Genomic DNA, 18,404 nt, shown 5'->3' with positions numbered 1-18,404 from the left:
GACCGCGCCGACGGTAACCCACGCCGGTGACATTCTCGGCGGAACAGCGGAACTACCGTGACCTTCCGCCGTTTCCGCGCGCGTTTCCCCGCCCCTTTCCGTCACGTCCTCGACGGGGAGAACCTGAGGGCGGTTTACGACCGCCCTCGTCGCCCTCTCCCTTTCTTGACGGGTAAACACCGAGCGGCGCGACAGGGTCCACCGGGTAAGGCAGCGAGCGCCCACGCCCCGGAACGATCCTGCCGTTCTCCTGCTTCTCGTTCTCGGTGAACCACTCGTAGTTCCTGCCGCGCGGATCCGGCGGCCCGGGAACGCCCTCGCCCAGCCACTCCGGCCTTGTGCGGGGATAGTGCACCGGGAGTTCCGGATCGCCGCGGGAGACCGCGAGCATCGCGTCGCGAACCGTGGACAGGGCTGGCGTGCCGTTCACCATGCGGGTGAACGCCTCACGTGCGTTGTCCAGGATCTTCGGACCGTCGGTGTCCGGTAGCGTCCCGGAGAGGTCGCGGTAGTAGGCGGCGTACTCCGCTCCGGAGTGCAACTCGGTGTTCTCCGCGTCGACGTCGAGCCGCACGCTGCCGAACCCGAGGGGTCTGCCGAGGCCGAGCCGGTGGAAGTGCCCCTGAGGCAGGGAGAGCAGCCAGGCGAGCGCTCCCAGCTCGTGGTCGTCGAGGTCACGGACCTCCACGGTGAACCGGAAGGTCGTCTCGCGGCGCACCCAGCCGCCGATCGAACGGTTCTGCGTGTCGCGCTGCTCGGGGGGCTCCGTCAAATAACGCTTCCCGCCGGGATCCGGATCGCCGCTGTCGCCGGGCGAGGTGCGGGACCGCCGGTATTCGCGGTAGTAGCGGCTGATGCGGACCTGCGCCGGGTCGAGCTTCCCCTGACCTTCGCTCCAGTGCTGGCTCCGGTCCAGCCCGGCGTGGTGCCAGTACGCCTTCCGGCCCCGCAGTCCCTGGCCGGGCTGGTACAGCTTCTCCTTGGGCGTGCCGTCCCTCACCGGCAGATCGGGCCTGACCGGAGACTCGGCGAGATAGAAACGCCCCTGCTGGGGCTTGGGCCCGCCCAGGATCGCGAGCGGCAGGCCGTCGCCGCCGAACCGCTCCACGGCCCGCTCCGCGTCCTGCTCACAAGTGACGGGACCGATGCGCAGCCTGCCGCGATAAGCGGCGGGACGTACGCCGGAGCCGTTGGGAGGAGCGACCCAGCCGAAGACCCGGTCCGCAGGGGAGAGCTCGCCGTAGCCGGGCGCCGGGGCCAGTGAGGGGTGCAGCAGTTCCGAGGGGGCGGCGGGATAGATGTCCCTCGACACTGGGACCGGATACAGCTGGTAGATCTCACGCTTCTCATTACGACGGGCATAACAGACCGTGCCGGGTTTCAGCTTTGTCCCTTCCTTGTCATGGATGTGCGGGCTCCAGGCGAGCTGGCCGGGTCCGTCGCCGATCCGCTCACCGGGATCCGCCACGCGGTCGTCCAGGGTGCGGCGTTGCCGGAGTTCCTTGTTGGAGTGCGCGTCCCGGTAACTCTGGATCAGCAGATCCCAGTCCTTGACCAGCGCACTCCACTCGCGCGCCAAGGGCAGCACCTGCCGTTTCCCTCTTCCCCGCGACGCCGGGTAGAAGAAACGCTCATATCGTTTGCCTTCGATGTTGGGCCCCGTGACGTAGGCGATTCCCTCCACCATCGAGGTAACGAGCTGAGGATCGAGCGTGTCGGATAAGCCCTCCCTCACGAAGCGGACCACTTTGTCGTGTCTGATCAGCGCCTTGAGACGTTCGAAATGTTGGGGACTTTCCCGATCAGAGCGAAGAGCCCTGCCGTCCTTTCCGTACATCTCCAGTGCCGCGGTCTTGTACTCGTGGAGCACGCCGTCGGCGTGCACGTAGACCGGCACCATCTCCGCGGCATCATCGGCACTACGGCGGAACCCCAGCCGGGTACCGTGGCTGTCGAAGACCCCGAACCGGGAGTTGGTGACAGCCTCGTAGGCGGCGCGCAGCATGCCCTTGACCGAGGTGGCGGGCAGGTGCGGCCGTCCGTCCCTGAGCCGGACGGGGTAGACCAGGTGACCGTCCACGCCTTCGTCCGGTGGCGTCCCCCGTGTCGTGTCCAGGAGGAGCAGCGGCGTCTCGACGGTGAGCGTGACGCCGACGCGACCGGTCCAACAGCCGGGGCGCAACCGGTCTCGGGCGGGTGGCGGCCCGTCGCGGAGCGGCTCGGGCAGGCCGTCCCGGGGAAACGCCGGGACGAACGTGTAGGGGTTCAGGAATTTCGCGTCGCCGCTCATCACGCGACCTCCTCCGCGTAGGTTTCGGGCTCGGTCTCCGGGGCGTAGGGTTCGAACCCGATCAGGCGTTCCTCGGCGACGTAGGCGTTGCCGTGGATCCGGTCCGCGACGACGTACTCGCGGGCGGTCAGTCGCACCCGGTCCTGGGGGGCGGGGGTCGTCATCGGCACGGTGACGGCGCCGATCCGGGCGGAGCGGAGCGTGACCCAGCCGGGCACGGACGCGGCGACCGGTGAGACCGTGGCCTGAGCCGGTGCGACGACCTTGCCCCAGACGAGATACCGGGCTTCCAGCGTCGTCTCGACGGGTAATGCGTCGAGCGGGTCGCCGAAGGACGCGGGCAGCAGGCTCTCGTCCTCGGTGAGCGCCACCGCGTACCCGGCCTCCACCCAGCGCAGTTCCATCCGCGAGGTGAAGACCCGCGCCTCGTACACGGTGGACAGGTCGACGGGACCGGCCGAGGTGACGCAGCCACGCCCTTCGACGCGGGCCACGTGGTACGCCGAGGGCGCGGTCAGCAGGGCGCATCCTCCGGCGACGCCGGTCGCCTCCAGCGCGTCCGCCAGGGTGACCCCGGTGGTCGCGGCGCCGTACAGGGCGGTCATCTCATTCCTTCCAGAGCTCGTGGGAAGAAGGTCATGACGACTCCTTCGCCAGGTGGTCGGCCCAGGCCCGGGTGATGGGCGAGATCTCCGGCCCGCTCATCGCCCGGGGCAGCGTGACCGGTTCAGGCCAGGGACCGCCGCTCAGGGTGATCTCGGTGACGTCGACGTCGCCGAACCCCCGGTTGACCAGGGCCCCGAGCGGTATCCGCCCGTCCGCGAGGTCCCGGAGGGTGAGGAGCAGCAGGGCGAGCCCGCTGTCTCGCTCGCCGCCCAGCCGGGTGAGGTCCACCGAGAGCCGGATGGGCTCCCACTCCACCGCGTGCGGCTCCAGCACGCTGAACAGACGCCCATCGGCCGCCCCTCCGGTCCAGCGGTCGAGCGCAACGTGGTCGGCCTGCGCCATGCCCAGGTCCTCCAACCGGTCACGTACGGAGTCACTGAGCACGGGCAGCCGCTCGTCCCCATCTCCGGCCTCCCCCGGCACGCCCGCCGTGTCGGCCTCTCGTGAGGTCCCCGTGGTGACGGACTCCCAGAGCGTGTCCGGGACGGTCAGCAGGGCGGTGCACTCCTCGGCGCGCAGCGCTCCCGCCCGGCGGGCATCGGCGTCGTCGCGAGCGGAGCCGAACAGGGCCCGTACGGCACGCAACTGATCGAGCTGCGCCCGGAAAGCGGCGCTGTGCTCACTTGGGGACGCGCCCGGCTCGGCCGACGGCGCGTCGATGTCATTCCGCGCGGTGCGTTCCACCAGTTCGGCGTGGCCGCGCAGCGCTCCCTTGATGGACCCGCCCGGCAGGACCAGCGTGAGGTGGCGGCGGTCGACACGCGTGGTGAGCGGCAGCGTGTCGACGACCAGGCCCCTCGAACCTGACCTGACCATCACCGGAGCGCGAGGAGCCCAGGTGACGCGGACGTCGAGAACCTCTCGGCGTCGCGGAAGCCCCGCATCGGTTGACCGCAACGACGCCGTCGTACGGGCTCGGGCCGGGTCGTCCCGTAGCACGGCCAGCAGGCCGGCCGGGGAGTCGAACCGGTCCACGAACAACTCGAACGGGTCATCGAGCAGTCGTACCGCCCCCAGCCCCCGGCCGGTCGCCGCGCCGACCCGCACCTCCCCCGCGCTCAGTGCGGCGAGCAAGGCCCCCAGCCGGGCCTCGTCACCGGCGGCGTCGTCCATGCGCGACTCGACGTCGATCTCCAGCCTCAGGTAGCACCCGGCGGGCACGACGGTCCTGCCGTACAGAAACTCCTGGGCCGCCGTACCCGTCACCCGGTCGATGCCCACCGACTGCCGGAGTTCCAGGCCGGCGGGGTCGAGAGGGCTGGCGGGCAGCCCTCGCTCGTCCAGACGATGATCGGTCGTGACCAGCGCGTCGGCGACGATCACCCGGCTGGCGCCACCCTCCTCGAAGTCATCTTTGGATATGAAACCCCACAGCCTGTCGAGGAGCAGGGATGCCTCGTCGGCGCCGCGCGACCAGTTCCGCAGGACCCCCGCCAGCGTGGTGCCGGGGACGTAGAGGCGGCCCAGGCCGTCCAGGGCGATCGGCAGCGGCTCCGAAGGGTCGTGGCCGAGACCTCCGACGTGTAGCGGCGACTCCGTACGCAGCCAGCCACGCACCCGGATCCTGCTGGTCACGTGCCGTCCCACTCTGGCGGTCATCCCTCACTCCCCACGGTCGCCGTGACGGTCCCGGCGTCACCGTTCCGCGTGGTTCTTTCGCGGCTGCCCGCCGCCTCGTCACGGCTGTGCGCGGCCAGGCAGGCGCTGACCAGGACCCGTACCGCCTCGCCGTGGAGCTCGGCCCGCAGGGTCGCGACCCCGTCCCCGGTCACGACAAGCCTCTCCTCCGGCAGGGCGAGCAGCGCCCAGACCGGATCCGGGGTGGTGAGCAGGTCAAGCAGCTGCGTCACCGCCTCCTTGGGCCAGTCGGGCCGGCCCGCCCTTTTCCGGGTGAGCCACAGCAGGCGGCTCCTGGCGCGCTCCTGCGACGGCTCGCGGACGATCTCGCGTAGCGCGTTGAGCTGCGTGCTGGGGACCCTGGCGGGAATCACCCGCGACCGACTCTCCCGGTCCCCCTTGATCCGCTCGCAGGCCCGGTGAATCTCTGCCCGCCAGGCGGCGCGCTCGAAGATCCTCGCGGTGTCATAGCCGTCCTCGCCCGGCGTGAGGAGTCCGGGTGAGGACGTTCTGGCGGACGCGACCTGAGACTCTGCGGAGAGCACCTCGCCCGGCACGACGGCGAATTCCGTGGGAGACACGTCGTCCGGCGCGACGGTGAGCGGGCCGGAGGGACCGTTCTCGATCGAGGCGACGGCCGAGGACCGGATGCCATGAGAACCCGCTGCCTCGACGGGCAGCATCAGGAGGTCGTGATCCAGCTCCACCTGCCCGAATCCCTCGGCCCTGCGCTCCCCCACCCCTGCGGCCCGGACCTCGGTCAGGATGTCCGGGGCGATGGGTCCGCCGCTCACCTCGAAGGTCAGGCAGCTCCCGGCGGCCAGGCCGTACAGGGTGGGGCGGGGCAGGCCCCAGCCGCGATGCCAGCTCTCCGTCCGGTGGACGCCCAGCGCGACACCGACCCGCCCGTCCCGGCGTCCGGTCACCGGGGTCAGGCTCACCCCGGGGGCGCCGGCCTTGGCCAGGGCCTGTTCCAGTGCCCTCTTCACGTCTTCGACCTCCGTACTGGGCCGCAACCTCAAGTCACGGACCAGCAGTTCCGACAGCAACCACACCCGCAGCAGATCTCCCCCCTCCGCCGCTCGCCGCCCGTCGGCGACCGGCCGGGCCGCGACCTTCACCTGTCCGTAGTCGTCCTTGGATGACCGGCCGACCCGCCACCGCCCGTTCAGCCTCTTCTCCCAGCCCTCCTCCAGCGCGCCCGCCCGGACACGCACCTCGGCGCGGAGCACGGTCCCGGCGGCCAGTGCCCGGTAGACGTAGACACCGCCGATGTCCCGGGTGGGCCGCTGGACGTCGTCACGGATGCTGTTGTGCATGCGCAGCATGGACGGAGGATCGACGACCTCGTGCACGTCCTCACCGTCCGGCACGACGTATCCGCCCCGGTACGGCTTGCCGGACGACACGGCGCCGGCCATCCGGTTTCCGGTCACCATGCCCGGCTTCCCCTTCTCGTGGACGAGGACCTTGGGTACCGGCAGCGTGCGGGCGCCTCCGGCCGACTGCGGGGTGGCGGCCGTGACCAGCAGATCCCCCGTACGGACCAGAGCGTGCGCGGCGCCGCCGAGCCGCCGGGCCACCTCCGGCATCAGGCACCAGCCGGGAATGTGGCCCGCGCCCTTCACGACGTTGCCCAGGACGGTGGCCGCGGCGAGAACCGCCTCCTGCACCGTGATGACCAGCTCCGCGCGCTCCCAGCCGTCCCGCGTCGGCCGGGACACGGGAATGGGCCGGTCCGCGACCGCGTACGCCGGGCCCGACGGGGGCGGCACCACCCGCTCGGGGGGCGGCATCGACCAGACGGGAGCGAACCCGGCCCCTTCGACGGTCATCGTGCACCGCCCCGATCCCCGGCGACGCTTGCCTCCGATGCCTTCCAGCAGCCGTGCCCCCGCCCCCAGCAGCGCCACGGCGACATCTCGCTGGCCCTGGTCCAGCTCCGCGAAGCCCTCGATCCGCCCTCGGCCCGTCAGCGTGACCCCCGCGCGTGCCATCTCCTCGAATCGCAGCATCTCCGCCTCGGCGGTGCCGGTACGGACGTCGATCGCCACCCCCGGCTTGCGGAACGTCGCCGCCCAGGCGACCTGCGGCCTCGCCCGCAGGAGCCGGGCGAGCTTCGCGGGAAACCGCAGCGGGCCCTCGACGACCAGCGCGGCGGGCCGGGGCGCGTTCCCGTCGAACCTGCCGCCGAACAGGAAGCCCACCCAGTCGTGCCAGACACCGCTGGGACCGCTGTCCAGAGCGTGTGCCGCCAGCTCGCAGGAGTCGCGCCAGACCCCGACCAGCGTCTTGGCGGGCACGATCGGCGCGGCGGGAGCAGGAGACACCTCCGTACCGTTCAGACCGTCCTGCCGGACAGTCCCGACGGCGTTCCCATCGCCGTCCTCGTCCCTGTTCCCGGACAGGACGGGTCGGCTCGCCTCCTCACCGTCCCGCTGGACGAGCCGGTCGGCATACCCCTGAATGCCCGTCCCGGTCCCCACCCGCCAGTCACTGACCATGAACAGCGAGATCGCGAAACTCCCGGCCTCGTTCACCTCGCCTCCTCCTTCGCCTTCAGGAACCGCTGCGCCGTCATCGCGTCCAGCAGGCCCGTCACCTTCTTCGCTCCGTGGGCGTGGTCGCCGTGAACGTGATCGGTCCACAGCAGCTCTCCCTCCTCCGTCAGCTCCATGAGCGCCTCCCTGCGCTCCCGGTCCTTCTCGAACCGCCGCAGCAGCAGGCCGAACCGGGACGCGGCGACCTCCTCGCCCAGGCACACCCCCTCGCGGAGGTCATGGGCCGCGCTCCGGGGAATGAGCGACTCCTTCGACCCGGTTTCACACAGGTTCAGCGCATCGACCCGCCGTCGCAGGTCCGCCCAGCGCCGCCCTCGCGCCCGGGCATCCTCGCTGCCCTCCCCTACCAGGTACGGCGAGGCCGATCCTCCCGAACCGCCCGACAGGGTGACCGACGCGCGGATCCGCTTCAGGTCGGGGGCCGCGCTCTCGAACAGCACGACGAAGGCGAGCGCGGACCCCCAGCTCTTGACTCCCTTGGCTTCGACCTCGGTTAGTTTCTCGGCCAGTTCGTACGCGAAATGGAACGGGTAGTTGCGCTTGACGATGGCCACACCGGCGCCCGCTCCCAGGTGCGCGCGACCGCTTCTGGCCAGCGTCGGGCCGAGCAGGGGATCGGTCGCGGTCTCCTCCTCGAACGCCTCCAGATAGTGCCGGGTGAAGGGCAACGCCACCTCACCCGCGCACACCACGGTCAGGTCGTCGCCACCGAGCACCAGTGGCAGGACCGGCAGCGGATCCTCTCCGCCCAGTTCCTCGGCAGTACGGCGCAGCGCCTCCTGAAACGCCCCTTTCCCGCAGCGGTCCACCCCGAGGGAGAACGCCCGCAGCGCGTCCGCGTAGGCGCGGTCACCCTCGCCTCGCACCGACTCGCCCAACGTCCGTAACAGCTCGCCGAGCCCGTTGCCGTCGGCGTGCACCACCGCGACCCACTCGGCGTTCAGGCCAAGCTCGTCGACGATCCCTCGCATCGCCCGCCGGCCGGCGTGAGCGTCCTTCACCGCGGCCATCCGGTCGAGGGCGGACCGGTAGGCGGCCAGCTTCGCCGCCGCCGCCGCCGACCTCGGCTGCGCGGGCTCTCCCTCTCCCTCGAAGCGGATCGCCTTCGCGGGCAGCCCGCTCGACGCGCAGTCCTCGACCAGCGGCAGCCGCAGGAACCGCGCCTGCGGTCCCGGCCGGGCCTCCCGCACGGCCGCCAGCTCCGTCCGCGCCTTTCCGATCGCGTCGGCCAGCTCGCCCGGGACGTATTCGACCACGACACCGCAGACGTCCAGCCCCGGCGCCTCCTTCAGCGCGCGCCGGGTCAGCTCCGTCACCAGCCTCCGCCCGGCCTCCTGGTTCCTGACCAGCACAGTGATCCCGCCCGCGCCCGCGACCAGAAGCTCTGCGTCGTGGCTCTCGACACGCCACTCGCTTTTCGCGAAACCGCGGAACACCTCCTCCAGGGCTTCGTCGGCCCAGGCCCCGTCCACCCTGGCGATCAGATCGGACGCTCCGACGACCTCCTGCCGCTTCCCCGAGGAGAAGATGTAGCGCTGGTTGCCCGCCGTACCGATCATGACGACGTACATGGCTCTCCCGTCTCGTCCATGCCGCCCTTACGCGGCTCGCTCCTGTCCGTCCCCGTCCCGGACAGCTCGGCGCCGCGCGGTCCGGCCCCACCCGATCCGGTCTCGCGTGGTCCGACCTCGCGCGGTCCGACCTCGTGTGAATCGGTCTCATACGGATGCGGAACCGCCTTCATCGCGTGGCCGAGCAGCCAGCCCAGCGCGAAGGCGACGCTGGCCGGAGCCGCGATGAACAACCGGGGACTCAGGGCGGCGTACTGCGGCCTGGCCGCCACCCACGCCTGCCACGCCGCATAGACATGCCGGACGACCAGCTCGAAGTCGACGGCCGCCTCCGGAAGGTTGGCCGGCCCCCCGTCGACGACGAGGGCCGCCCGGCACCGCTCCCAACGTCCATCGGTGTCCACGCAACCGTCACCCGCCGCCCGCAGCGCCTGAGCGACCATCATCGGGTTGTCCGACAGGTGCACCACCAGGGCGACCGCCCGCCCCTCCTCGGCCCCCTCGAACTCCGGCTCCTCGACCACCCTGGCCAGCCGTGCCGCCCGTACGGCCTCCGCCGGGCTCAACGGCTCCTTCATCCGTCCGCTGATCCGTACCGCCGTGAAGAAGTCGGACCGGCCATTCTCCGAACGCTGCGGCAGCACGGGAGCGACGGCCGCCTCCATTCCCCCCGCCCGTTCCCCCCGAGTGGCGCTGACCCCCCGCAACTCCCGCTGCACGTTGAACTTGAACCGCGTGCCCAGCTCGAAGGCATCGGGCAGCGCGGCGTTGACGTAGAGCGACACCGGCGTGGAGGGGTCGGCTTCCGACAGCTCGGTCAGCCGCGCGGTCACCAGCTCGTAGGCCAGATCCAGGGTGTCCCTGCGAGCCTCCCGAGCCGCCGCCCTCTCGTCCGCGTCGGCCCCGGGCCCCACCCCCTCGACCTCACGTCGTACGACGAAGCAGGAGTCGTGATTACGCCGGGCGTGGTCGGTGGCCGCGCCGATCCACTGGGCGCTCCACGGCGCCCGCCAGTTCGCTCGCGGCAGGGCGATGACGATGCCCACGCCCTTGCTGCGCTGCTGCCACAGGTTGATACCGGCGAACATCACGGCCGCGGCCACGCACAGCACCGTCAGGAGCAGCCGCTGGTCACCCAGCCACCCCTTGATCACATCTGGCACGGTCCCGGCGGCCACCGCCGCCGCCACCCCGGCCACCGCCGCCACCATCCACCGCGAGGCGCCTTCCCACAGCCCTTTCACCCCGCCCGTCCCCGCCCCAGCCCTGCAAACCCCATCCGCCCGCCCTTCCTCCTCTTTTTCCGCCTTCACCTAATACAGATGGACGACGGAAAAACAGCAGGTAGAACCCTTCATAGGAGCGATGAGGACCACCCCGCCCTGGCGGAGGAGTAACACCCTCCGCGGTTGCGACCCCTCGTAGGAGCGATGAGGATGGGGGCCATCTACCGGCGCAGTGTGGCCGTGTACTGTTGCGATTCCTCGTAGGGGCGATGAGGACGCTGGAGCCGGGAATCAATAATCTGAGCATCGACCGGTTGCGACCCCTCGTAAGGGCGATGAGGACAGAGGCGGGTCTGCTCTGGAGCAGGACCGGCGGACCGGTTGCGACTCCTCGTAGGGGCGATAAGGACGAGCGACACCCTGTGCGGGATCGACCTCTTCGCGCCGTTGCGACCCCTCGTAGGGGCGATGAGGACCGGTCCACGGGGGTTGGGCACGGCGCACACGTAGCCGCGTTGCGACCCCTCGTAGGGGCAATGAGGACATGGCGGAACAGGCGCCTAAGACGACGCGCAAGAGGCGTTGCGACCCCTCGTAGGGGCGATGAGGACCGCCTGACGCACGTCCTTAGGTTCAGCCTTCGTCCAGGTTGCGACCCCTCGTAGGGGCGATGAGGACAAGGTCAACGGCCGCACCATCCGTGTCGGGGTTGAGTTGCGACCCCTCGTAGGGGCGATGAGGACGTGGAACGAGATGGACGCGGTGATGCACGCCGATTTGTTGCGACCCCTCGTAGGGGCGATGAGGACCCGGAGTCGTCCGCTACCGCATCGGCCGGCATCTCGGTTGCGACCCCTCGTAGGGGCGATGAGGACCTGGCCTTGGGTGCCCGACCTGCCCCGGGTAGGGCTGTTGCGACCCCTCGTAGGGGCGATGAGGACCCCTGGGCAACGGCGTGAGCGTGCTCCTGGACGACTCGTTGCGACCCCTCGTAGGGGCGATGAGGACGCGTAGCCGTTGCGGTGGCCCTTGACCTCGTTCCGTTGCGACCCCTCGTAGGGGCGATGAGGACTCGACCTGGCCGGTTTCGGGTCGGCGCCCGTTCACTTGTTGCGACCCCTCGTAGGGGCGATGAGGACCGGTGCGAGTCCAGACGGAGGCGGCCCGATGAGTAGGTTGCGACCCCTCGTAGGGGCGATGAGGACCCCAGGGTAAAGACGCAGGTCAACGAGTGCAACATCCCGGGCTGAAGTCGATGTTTTGCAGTGAACCTCCGGTCGTGCAGAAAACCCCGGAGGTTTGCTGCAAAAAGCATGATCATGTGGAGTCCTGCCCGTCCATGAATCGCTCGACGCAAGCCGTCGTTTTGACAGGTGATCGGCTGGCAACGACTCCGGTCACAGAGAGGCTGCGGGTAGCGCGAGCCACTCTCGGTAGTCACGCACCGTCGCACGGGACTGGCCCGAAGCGGGTACGGCGTCAGCAACCATTGAAGCGGTCCGAACCACGAACTGACTGACGTTGGAGCCGAGACCCGTCACGATGCTACGAGCATGCTCCAGCCCGTCATCGACGTCTCCGTTCCGCACTGCCGATATAGCTCCATGCAGCCGCAGTTGAACTTCTCCCCGAGGCACGCCACGGGGATGAGCCCGAAGCGCCTCACTCTGGGCTCGCTCGGCGTCCGGATGCCTCGACAACGCATGGACGAGAGAGCGAGTGTGCAGGAGTCTGCGTTCCGTCCAGCCTCCTACCGACAACTCGTCAGCCGTGACGTGGTTGGGAAGGGAGTCGAAAACGCGGGCCTGCTGGTCGAGACTGGCACGCGCGCCAGCGTGATCTCCGAGCATGGCCAGCAGTTGGGACCGGGTGGCAAGTGCCCGGGCGGTAGCCGCGTTCGGACGATCCTGGGTAAGTGCGAGCGCATTGTTCAGGCGTGACAGCAGCAGCGCAGGCGGCCGGTCTTCGTAGAATCCCTGGATCGCCTCATCGGCGTCCACCAGGGCAATGGCCTCATCGTCACCGGTCTGTAGCGCCGCGCGTCGTGCCGTCGCCCACCATGCCCACGACTCCAGGCGATTTCCCGCGTAACCGAGCACGGTGGCCAGCAATAGCGTCAGGCGGGCGTTGACCCGCGCCCATTGGGGGAACTCACTGCCGGGTGCCCCCGCCATGGCCTTCTGGAACGCGAGCAGGGCGAGTGACAGATCGGCGACCATCGAGGCAGGAGGCCGGGAAGGGATCTGCAGACCGTACTCCCAGACCCGTTCTTCCCATTCGGCGATACCGGGCACGCCCACCCGGTGGTCAATGATCGCGCGAAGCTGTTCCAAGCCCTCCGTGGGCGGCACCATCGCTGATGCGCCCAACGCGGCGAGGCCCGCCAGAAGGTTTCGTCGTGCCTGGTCCATATCGTCAGGATCGGACATCGTCGCAGCCCTCGCTACCGATGTGGACACTTGCTTGGTGACAATCCCGTGCAAAGCAATCAGGATTCCTCCGGCATTCAGGTGAATGTCGAGGCGCCGCACGGCGTCGGCGGGTGCAGGCCGGGCACCTCGCTCCCATCGGGCGAGCAGTGAGTAGTCCACCAGGACCTTGCTCGCCACTTCCTGTAGGGAATCACCGGCTAACTCTCGGTAGTGCCGCAGAGTCGCACCCAGCAGATGCCACGGCGACTGTGAGGGATCGACCGGATCCGGTTGACGTGGCACCGCGACCTCCTGATGTTCTTGGTCGATTTGGCCAACGGCGTTGGCCAAACGAGGCCTATGGATGACCCCCCGATCTGCCTCCACTATGGCACGCGAGAGCCTTTCAATCACGGATAGTTCACAACTCATCACCCACCGGATTGGCTCGCCCTGTCCGTTTCAACTGCCCAGGAAGTGCCCCTGTGCCCAGCCAGCCTGACGCCGAATCGACGACCGGTCGACCGTACGACAACAACCGCGCCGTGAACACTCTGTGTTTCAGCCGTCCGAGCGCTCCCCGTATCGATAACTACTTACTCACCGGGAAAGCCATCTATGAGCTTGACCAGGAAGCCGGCGATTCGTTGATCGCCGCCGTCCCCGGCATCCGCGACACGGTCCGCGCACGGCGAGCGTTCGTCAAGCGCACTGTACGACGCTTTGCCGAAAATGGCATCGACCAGTTCGTCGACTTCGGCTGTGGCATGCCCAGTAGCGAGAACGTCCACCAAGTCGCCCATGCCGTGAACTCGAATTCCCGCGTCATTTATATCGACCACGACCCGATCGTCCTTCAACATGCCTGGGCGCATCTGAGCTACCCCGGCACGGAGGTCGTCACCGCAGACGTACGAGACATGCGGCTCGTCCTGGCCGCCCTGCACGAGCATGGCCTGCTGAATCTGTGTCGCCCTGCCGGTGTACTGCTGACCGGCGTCCTTGATTTCGTCGCGGACACCCACCTCTCCGCCATTTTCACCGGACTTCGCAAATCCCTTGCTCCCGGTAGCCGCGTAGCTTTGACCCATATCTGCACGAACAAGCTGGTTAGCACCGAGATCGAAGCAATAACTTCGATTCACACACAAACTCAAACACCGATTTATCTACGCGACCGTAACACCATCGGCAGCCTGCTACAGGAGTTCGACCTCGACGGACCTGGCCTGGTAGGGCTATATCCCTGGGGGCCAGAGGAAGGTGTCTGGCCGGTCAAAAACAGCTTCCTCCTCGGCGCCACCGGCACCCTCAATCACGTCATATGAATTACAAGCATAGAGTCCAATAGGCTTTTAAAAATTATCAAGAATAACCTCCTCTTTCTCCTCACATAGTCGATAAGTCCCTATCCCAAACCAGGGGGCGATCACCACGTTCCTGTTGCAACCCCTCGCAGGGGCGATGAGGACTCGCACTTGATGAGCACCTTCAGGGCTTCGTGATGAGGTTGCGACCCCTCGTAGGGGCGACGAGGACGCGCCGAGGTGCTGCAGCTGCTCGCCGTCGCGGAGGGTGTTGCGACCCCTCGTAGGGGCGATGAGGACGTGGGACACGGTCGGCGACTGGGTCTGGGCCCACATGTTGCGACCCCTCGTAGGGGCGATGAGGACCTCGTTCAGCGGGTGCCGGTTATGGCCCTTCACGTGCTGTTGCGACCCCTCGTAGGGGCGATGAGGACCGTTCACGGATGCGGCGATCGTTCCGCCCACATTCGCGTTGCGACCCCTCGTAGGGGCGATGAGGACCCCAGGGTAAAGACGCAGGTCAACGAGTGCAACATCCAGGGCTGAAGTCGATGTTTTGCAGTGAACCTCCGGTCGTGCAGAAAACCCCGGAGGTTTGCTGCAAAAAGCATGATCATAAAGGCATTCATCTGGAAGTGGCCCCTCCGTGTCAGATACAGATCAGCCCGGGCTTCCCGCTCAAGGTTACGAGCCATCGCTCCCGACTGTCTATCAACCTCCTGAGCTGCACAAAAGCACCATGAAGCTCCCCGCCGGAGCCGTCGTCCATCTGTAGTAAGTGAAAGACGAAACAAGGCGGGAGGGAAAAGGTGAGGTTGCGGATCGAGGTCGCCACGGCGGCTACCGAGCTTGCGTGGGCGAAGGTGTTGGCGCCGGGGCGGTCGCTCGCGTACGACGTGCTCGCCCGGGAGGCTCCGGCGCTCGGGCGACAGTTGCACAATCAAGGAGCGGGGCCGTACGGCATGGTGCCGCTGGGGCATGGGGCTCCGGTGTTTCCTCAGGCGAAGAGGCGGCGGGGAGCGTACGCGGTCGGCGGGCGGGGCTGGGTGGAGCTGGGCAGCCCTCTCTTCGACGTGGTGACCGTGCTGGCGCAGGGGATCAAGCAGCGGGAGCTGCTGGACTGGGGAGGCGTGGCGTTCCGGGTACTGAACGTCGTGGCGGTGGAACCTCCGGGATTCGAGTCGGGGCGAGGCCGGTTCCGGACGAGTACGCCGGTGGTGATGAAGGGAACCGGCCGGGACGAGTCCGGGCAGCGGACCACCAGGCAGGCCTGGCTGCTCCCGACGGACCAGGAGTTCCCGGTGTTCTTCCAGCGCAACCTGCGGCGGAAGGCCGAGACGCTGGGGCTGGACCCGGAGGTGTCGCTGACGGAGATCTCCTGGGTGGGGTCGAAGCGTTCCTTCTCGGTAGGCCAGGGCGCGAAGCCCGGGGCACCGGTCGAGGTGGAGCTGACCGGGCCGCCGGAGACGCTCCAGGCCATCTGGAGCTGGGGCCTGGGGCAGGCCAATGCGGCCGGCTTCGGCTGGGTGGCCGCGTGAGCGAACCAGACAGCCGGGCGAGCGTAGCGGACGGTCCGGTGAGCGAAGCGGGCAGGCCGGACGGCCAGGTGGGTGAAGACGATGAGCAGTCGCGGTTGGTGCTGAGCGCGCATCCGCTGCAGCGCGTCGGTGCCTACGCGCTGGCCTGTCTGGGAAAGGCGCCGTCGCCGGAGCGGCTGGCGCCGGACGCGTTTGAGAAGGCGGTGCACCGGATCACCGAGGACGCCGTACGAGCGGCTCTGGTACGCGACACGAGAAGCGACAAGGGCTTCTGGCTCAAGTCGAGCCTGTCCTTCTTCCCGAACTCCAAGATGAACCATCTTAGCAACGCGAAGAAGGACGCCGACACCATTCGTGACGCCGTACGGGAATGGCGTCGGCGTCCGAGCCCGCACGTCCGGCCGGCGGTGGCATGCGTGCTGTGCGGGCGCGGCGCGGTGGGGTTCTTCGGCAAGGTCGACGTTCCGCTCGCCGAGAGCGATCTCTACCGCAACAGCACGCCGCGCGGGCACGCCGGGATGGCCCTGTGCCGGCCGTGCCTGTGCAGTTTCCACGCGTTGCCGTACGGCTGCCGCCTGACGGGCGGACCGTCGATCGCGCTGCACAGCTGGGACGAGCCCTTCATGGCGCGGACGCTGTCGCGGCGGGTGGAACACAACCGGCGGCTGATCGCCCTGGGCCAGGCCGATCCGCGAGGGATTCCCGCCCGGGAGGTGCTGGCGCTGCACGCCCTGCGTCACCACGAGGATCGACTGACCGCGGGTGTGGAGCTGCTGGTCTTCAGCAACAACAACCGGGGCCAGACGCTGGAGATCCACACGATGGAGCAGCCGGTCGCCGAGTGGTTGCGGCGCTCATCGCGGCCTCCGCGCAGACGAGGCTTCCCCGCTCTGCTGCGTGCGCACGCGACGCCCGACAGGCCGGGTGTGGTCGGGCTGGCGCGTAACGCCTTCCGGTCGCCGGACCGGATCGTCGGGGCCTGCGGCCGTTACCTGACCGCGCGCCTCGACCGGGGCGTGATCCGTGACGACACGCCCGAACTGGCCGAGCTGTGCTTCTCACTGACGATCGAGGTGATGCGGATGAACCAGAACGAGGTCGACGAGATCAGGACCGCCGGGGCCCAGGTGGCGGCCTGGTTGAAGGCCGAGAACTCCGCCGGAAGGCTCCGGGAGTTCAACGCGACCCTGAAGGAGCAGAAGCGGATGCGGCACTGGCTGATGCGCCGCAACATCGACGCCCTCCTGGACACGTCGGACCGGATCGACGGCCCGCTGGTCACCGAGGAGCAGTTCCGGCTGCTCTTCGACCCGGAGGTTGAGCAGTCCTGGCTCCATCGGCAGCTGCTCATCGTGTCGGTAGTGCAGTGGCTCCACGAGCTGGGCTTCAAGCCCGAGGACCGCGCCGAGGTGGCCGCCGCGATGGCGGACGAGGACAAGGAACATCCCGAGGACATCGGCTATATGAAAGGCGAGGAGTCGTAGATGAGCTACCTGGTCGGAAAGATCGTCCTGGATGTGGTGGCCGGGGCGCCGAACAACGGACTGGGCGAGGACAACGTCGCCCGGGTGAAGCAGCTGCGCGTCGGGCGTGACGTCCATCCGTACGTCTCGGCGCAGGCGTTCCGCCGCTGGGTACGCGACTCGCTGCCCGCGTCGGAGCCGGTGTCGCCGGTGGTGCGCTCGGGCAGCGGCCAGAAACAGCAGGCGTACACGCACGGCCGCCCCGATCGATACCTCGACGACGACCTGTTCGGCTACATGGTCGCGGTCAAGGGCGACAAGGCCAAGACCTGCCAGCGGGACACGGTTCTGGCCACCGGCACGTTCGTGTCGGTGGCCCCGCGCCGTCCCGAGCGGGATTTCGGGACGATGAGCCGCGGCTTCGGCTCCGGGGAGAACCCGGTGCTGCACGGGCACGAGTTCTACAGCGCGGAGCTGGCCGGTGACGTGCTGCTGGACCTGCCGCGGATCGGCGTCTTCGAGACCGACGGGACTGGCCTGAAGGTCGCCCTTCCGGAACCTGCCGCCAAGGAGGCGCGGGAGAACGGTGCGGAGCCGGTGACGTTCCGGGGGTCCTCGGCACTGCGGCTGGCGATCGCCGAGCGTCGCCGCAGGGCCGCGTTGCTGTTGCGTACGCTGACGGCGGTGCGCGGTGGCGCCAAGCAGTCGATGCACTACGGGGATCGGGCTCCGGCCCTGATCCTGCTCGCGCCGGTCAAGGGTGGCGTCAACCCCTTCACGCGGGTGGTCGGTGTCCGGGGTGAGCGGGCGCGGTTCGACGCCGGGGTGCTGCGCGCCGAGATCGAGGCCTGGGCCGACGAGCTGGACGGTCCGGTGCTGCTGGGCTGGGCACCGGGTTTCCTCGGGGAGCAGCGGGATCAGGTGCGCGCCGAACTGGCCGACCTGGTGAAGGCCGAACACCTGGTGATCGATCATCCTCGGGTGCTGCTGTGCGGTCTGGCCGAGCGGATCGAGCGCGGCGAGCACGACACCTGGTTCGAGGATCCCAAGGCATGACCGCCTCCGGGCCTTTCGAGGAAGACGGGCGGGCCGTCGAGGCGCTGGAGGTGACGGTGACCGCGCCGATTGTCTCCTTCCGCAACCCGCTGTACGCCGGGGTGCAGGTGGCGCTGCCCTGTCCTCCCCCGGCGACCGTGGGCGGCATGCTGGCCGCGGCGGCCGGAGGGTGGGACGCCGTCGATCCGGGGACGCGGTTCGCGATGGCGTTCCGGGCGTGCGGCGCGGGGGTCGATCTGGAGACCTATCATCCGCTGGACGCCACCGGGAAGAAGGCCGATCCGACCCCTCGGGAACGGGAGTTCCTGGCCGGTGTGACGCTGACGGTGTGGCTCGTCGCCGACGCCGGGCTGTGGGAACGCAGGCTGCGCAGGCCGGTGTGGCCGCTGCGGCTGGGCCGGAGCCAGGATCTCGTCGGGGTGGCGACCCGGCGCGTCACGCTGCGGACCGGCCCCGGCCGCCAGGGGCATGCCATCCTGCCCGAGGGAATCACCTCCGCGTCCGGCGGGACCTTGTTCCGGTTGCCGACGGCGGTCTCCCTGGACCGTTCCCGGACCCGCTGGGACGGCTACCGCTTCGACCCCTCCGGGCGAAGTGAGACGCCGATCGCCGGCGACCGGGTGAACGAAGCCGGTCAGACGGTGGCGTTCCTGCCACCCGTTCATCCCGCTCAGCTCACCGCCGCTGTGGGAGCGTGA

At 69.0% G+C, this 18,404-nt stretch carries 12 protein-coding genes and 2 CRISPR repeat arrays; of the genes, 5 read left to right on the top strand and 7 right to left on the bottom strand.

All coding sequences use genetic code 11. The features are described 5' to 3' along the window. Window positions 1-52: 52 nt before the first annotated feature. From ACTOQ2_RS38350 to ACTOQ2_RS38320, 7 genes are all read right to left on the bottom strand, one after another. On the bottom strand, window positions 53-2,290 hold the full coding sequence (locus tag ACTOQ2_RS38350) for a TIGR03986 family type III CRISPR-associated RAMP protein (RefSeq protein ID WP_440106040.1): 2,238 nt from the start codon (window positions 2,288-2,290) through the stop codon (window positions 53-55). After that, entirely contained in the window at window positions 2,290-2,895 is a 606-nt protein-coding gene (gene csx19, locus ACTOQ2_RS38345) for a type III-D CRISPR-associated protein Csx19 (protein WP_440106038.1), read from the bottom strand. The genes ACTOQ2_RS38350 and csx19 overlap by 1 nt, the downstream gene beginning before the upstream one ends. Window positions 2,896-2,926: 31 nt before the next feature. Next, the gene (locus ACTOQ2_RS38340) at window positions 2,927-4,555 is read right to left on the bottom strand and encodes an RAMP superfamily CRISPR-associated protein (protein ID WP_440106036.1); all 1,629 of its coding nucleotides are present in this window, start codon (window positions 4,553-4,555) and stop codon (window positions 2,927-2,929) included. Further along, the gene (locus ACTOQ2_RS38335; RefSeq protein ID WP_440106034.1) at window positions 4,552-7,113 is read right to left on the bottom strand and encodes an RAMP superfamily CRISPR-associated protein; all 2,562 of its coding nucleotides are present in this window, start codon (window positions 7,111-7,113) and stop codon (window positions 4,552-4,554) included. The genes ACTOQ2_RS38340 and ACTOQ2_RS38335 overlap by 4 nt, the downstream gene beginning before the upstream one ends. Continuing rightward, window positions 7,110-8,705 carry a Cas10/Cmr2 second palm domain-containing protein gene (locus tag ACTOQ2_RS38330; protein ID WP_440106032.1) on the bottom strand — a complete coding sequence of 532 codons (1,596 nt, stop codon included), beginning with the start codon at window positions 8,703-8,705 and terminating at the stop codon, window positions 7,110-7,112. The genes ACTOQ2_RS38335 and ACTOQ2_RS38330 overlap by 4 nt, the downstream gene beginning before the upstream one ends. After that, complete coding sequence (locus tag ACTOQ2_RS38325; protein ID WP_440106030.1) at window positions 8,690-9,949, bottom strand: hypothetical protein; 1,260 nt, start codon at window positions 9,947-9,949, stop codon at window positions 8,690-8,692. Before ACTOQ2_RS38325 ends, ACTOQ2_RS38330 begins: the two co-directional genes overlap by 16 nt. 164 nt (window positions 9,950-10,113) lie before the next feature. Beyond that, window positions 10,114-11,136: direct repeats of the CRISPR family, unit length 30 nt; unit sequence GTTGCGACCCCTCGTAGGGGCGATGAGGAC. A gap of 192 nt (window positions 11,137-11,328) precedes the next feature. Then, window positions 11,329-12,774 (bottom strand): helix-turn-helix domain-containing protein, encoded by a 1,446-nt coding sequence (locus tag ACTOQ2_RS38320; protein WP_440106028.1) that lies wholly within the window; start codon window positions 12,772-12,774, stop codon window positions 11,329-11,331. 53 nt (window positions 12,775-12,827) lie between these two features. Between ACTOQ2_RS38320 and ACTOQ2_RS38315 the strand changes: the two genes are divergently transcribed. The 5 genes from ACTOQ2_RS38315 (at window position 12,828) to cas5 (ending at window position 18,404) form a co-directional block, all read left to right on the top strand. Continuing rightward, window positions 12,828-13,670 (top strand): SAM-dependent methyltransferase, encoded by an 843-nt coding sequence (locus tag ACTOQ2_RS38315; RefSeq protein ID WP_440106026.1) that lies wholly within the window; start codon window positions 12,828-12,830, stop codon window positions 13,668-13,670. 114 nt (window positions 13,671-13,784) lie between these two features. Then, window positions 13,785-14,151: a CRISPR direct-repeat array (repeat unit 31 nt; unit sequence GTTGCGACCCCTCGTAGGGGCGATGAGGACC). A gap of 307 nt (window positions 14,152-14,458) precedes the next feature. After that, window positions 14,459-15,187, top strand: coding sequence for a CRISPR-associated endoribonuclease Cas6 (locus ACTOQ2_RS38310; protein WP_440106024.1), 729 nt, complete (start codon window positions 14,459-14,461; stop codon window positions 15,185-15,187). Window positions 15,188-15,255: 68 nt separating this feature from the next. Then, window positions 15,256-16,671, top strand: coding sequence for a hypothetical protein (locus ACTOQ2_RS38305; protein WP_440106022.1), 1,416 nt, complete (start codon window positions 15,256-15,258; stop codon window positions 16,669-16,671). Further along, window positions 16,672-17,706 carry a type I-B CRISPR-associated protein Cas7/Cst2/DevR gene (gene cas7i / locus ACTOQ2_RS38300; protein ID WP_440106021.1) on the top strand — a complete coding sequence of 345 codons (1,035 nt, stop codon included), beginning with the start codon at window positions 16,672-16,674 and terminating at the stop codon, window positions 17,704-17,706. After that, entirely contained in the window at window positions 17,703-18,404 is a 702-nt protein-coding gene (cas5, locus tag ACTOQ2_RS38295) for a CRISPR-associated protein Cas5 (protein WP_440106020.1), read from the top strand. Before cas7i ends, cas5 begins: the two co-directional genes overlap by 4 nt.

Origin of the sequence: Streptosporangium sp. H16 (assembly GCF_051918855.1) — a bacterium.
In the GTDB taxonomy this organism is placed as follows: domain Bacteria; phylum Actinomycetota; class Actinomycetes; order Streptosporangiales; family Streptosporangiaceae; genus Streptosporangium.
Note: the sequence above shows the minus strand (reverse complement) of the source record. Positions and strands in the feature narration are given on the sequence as shown.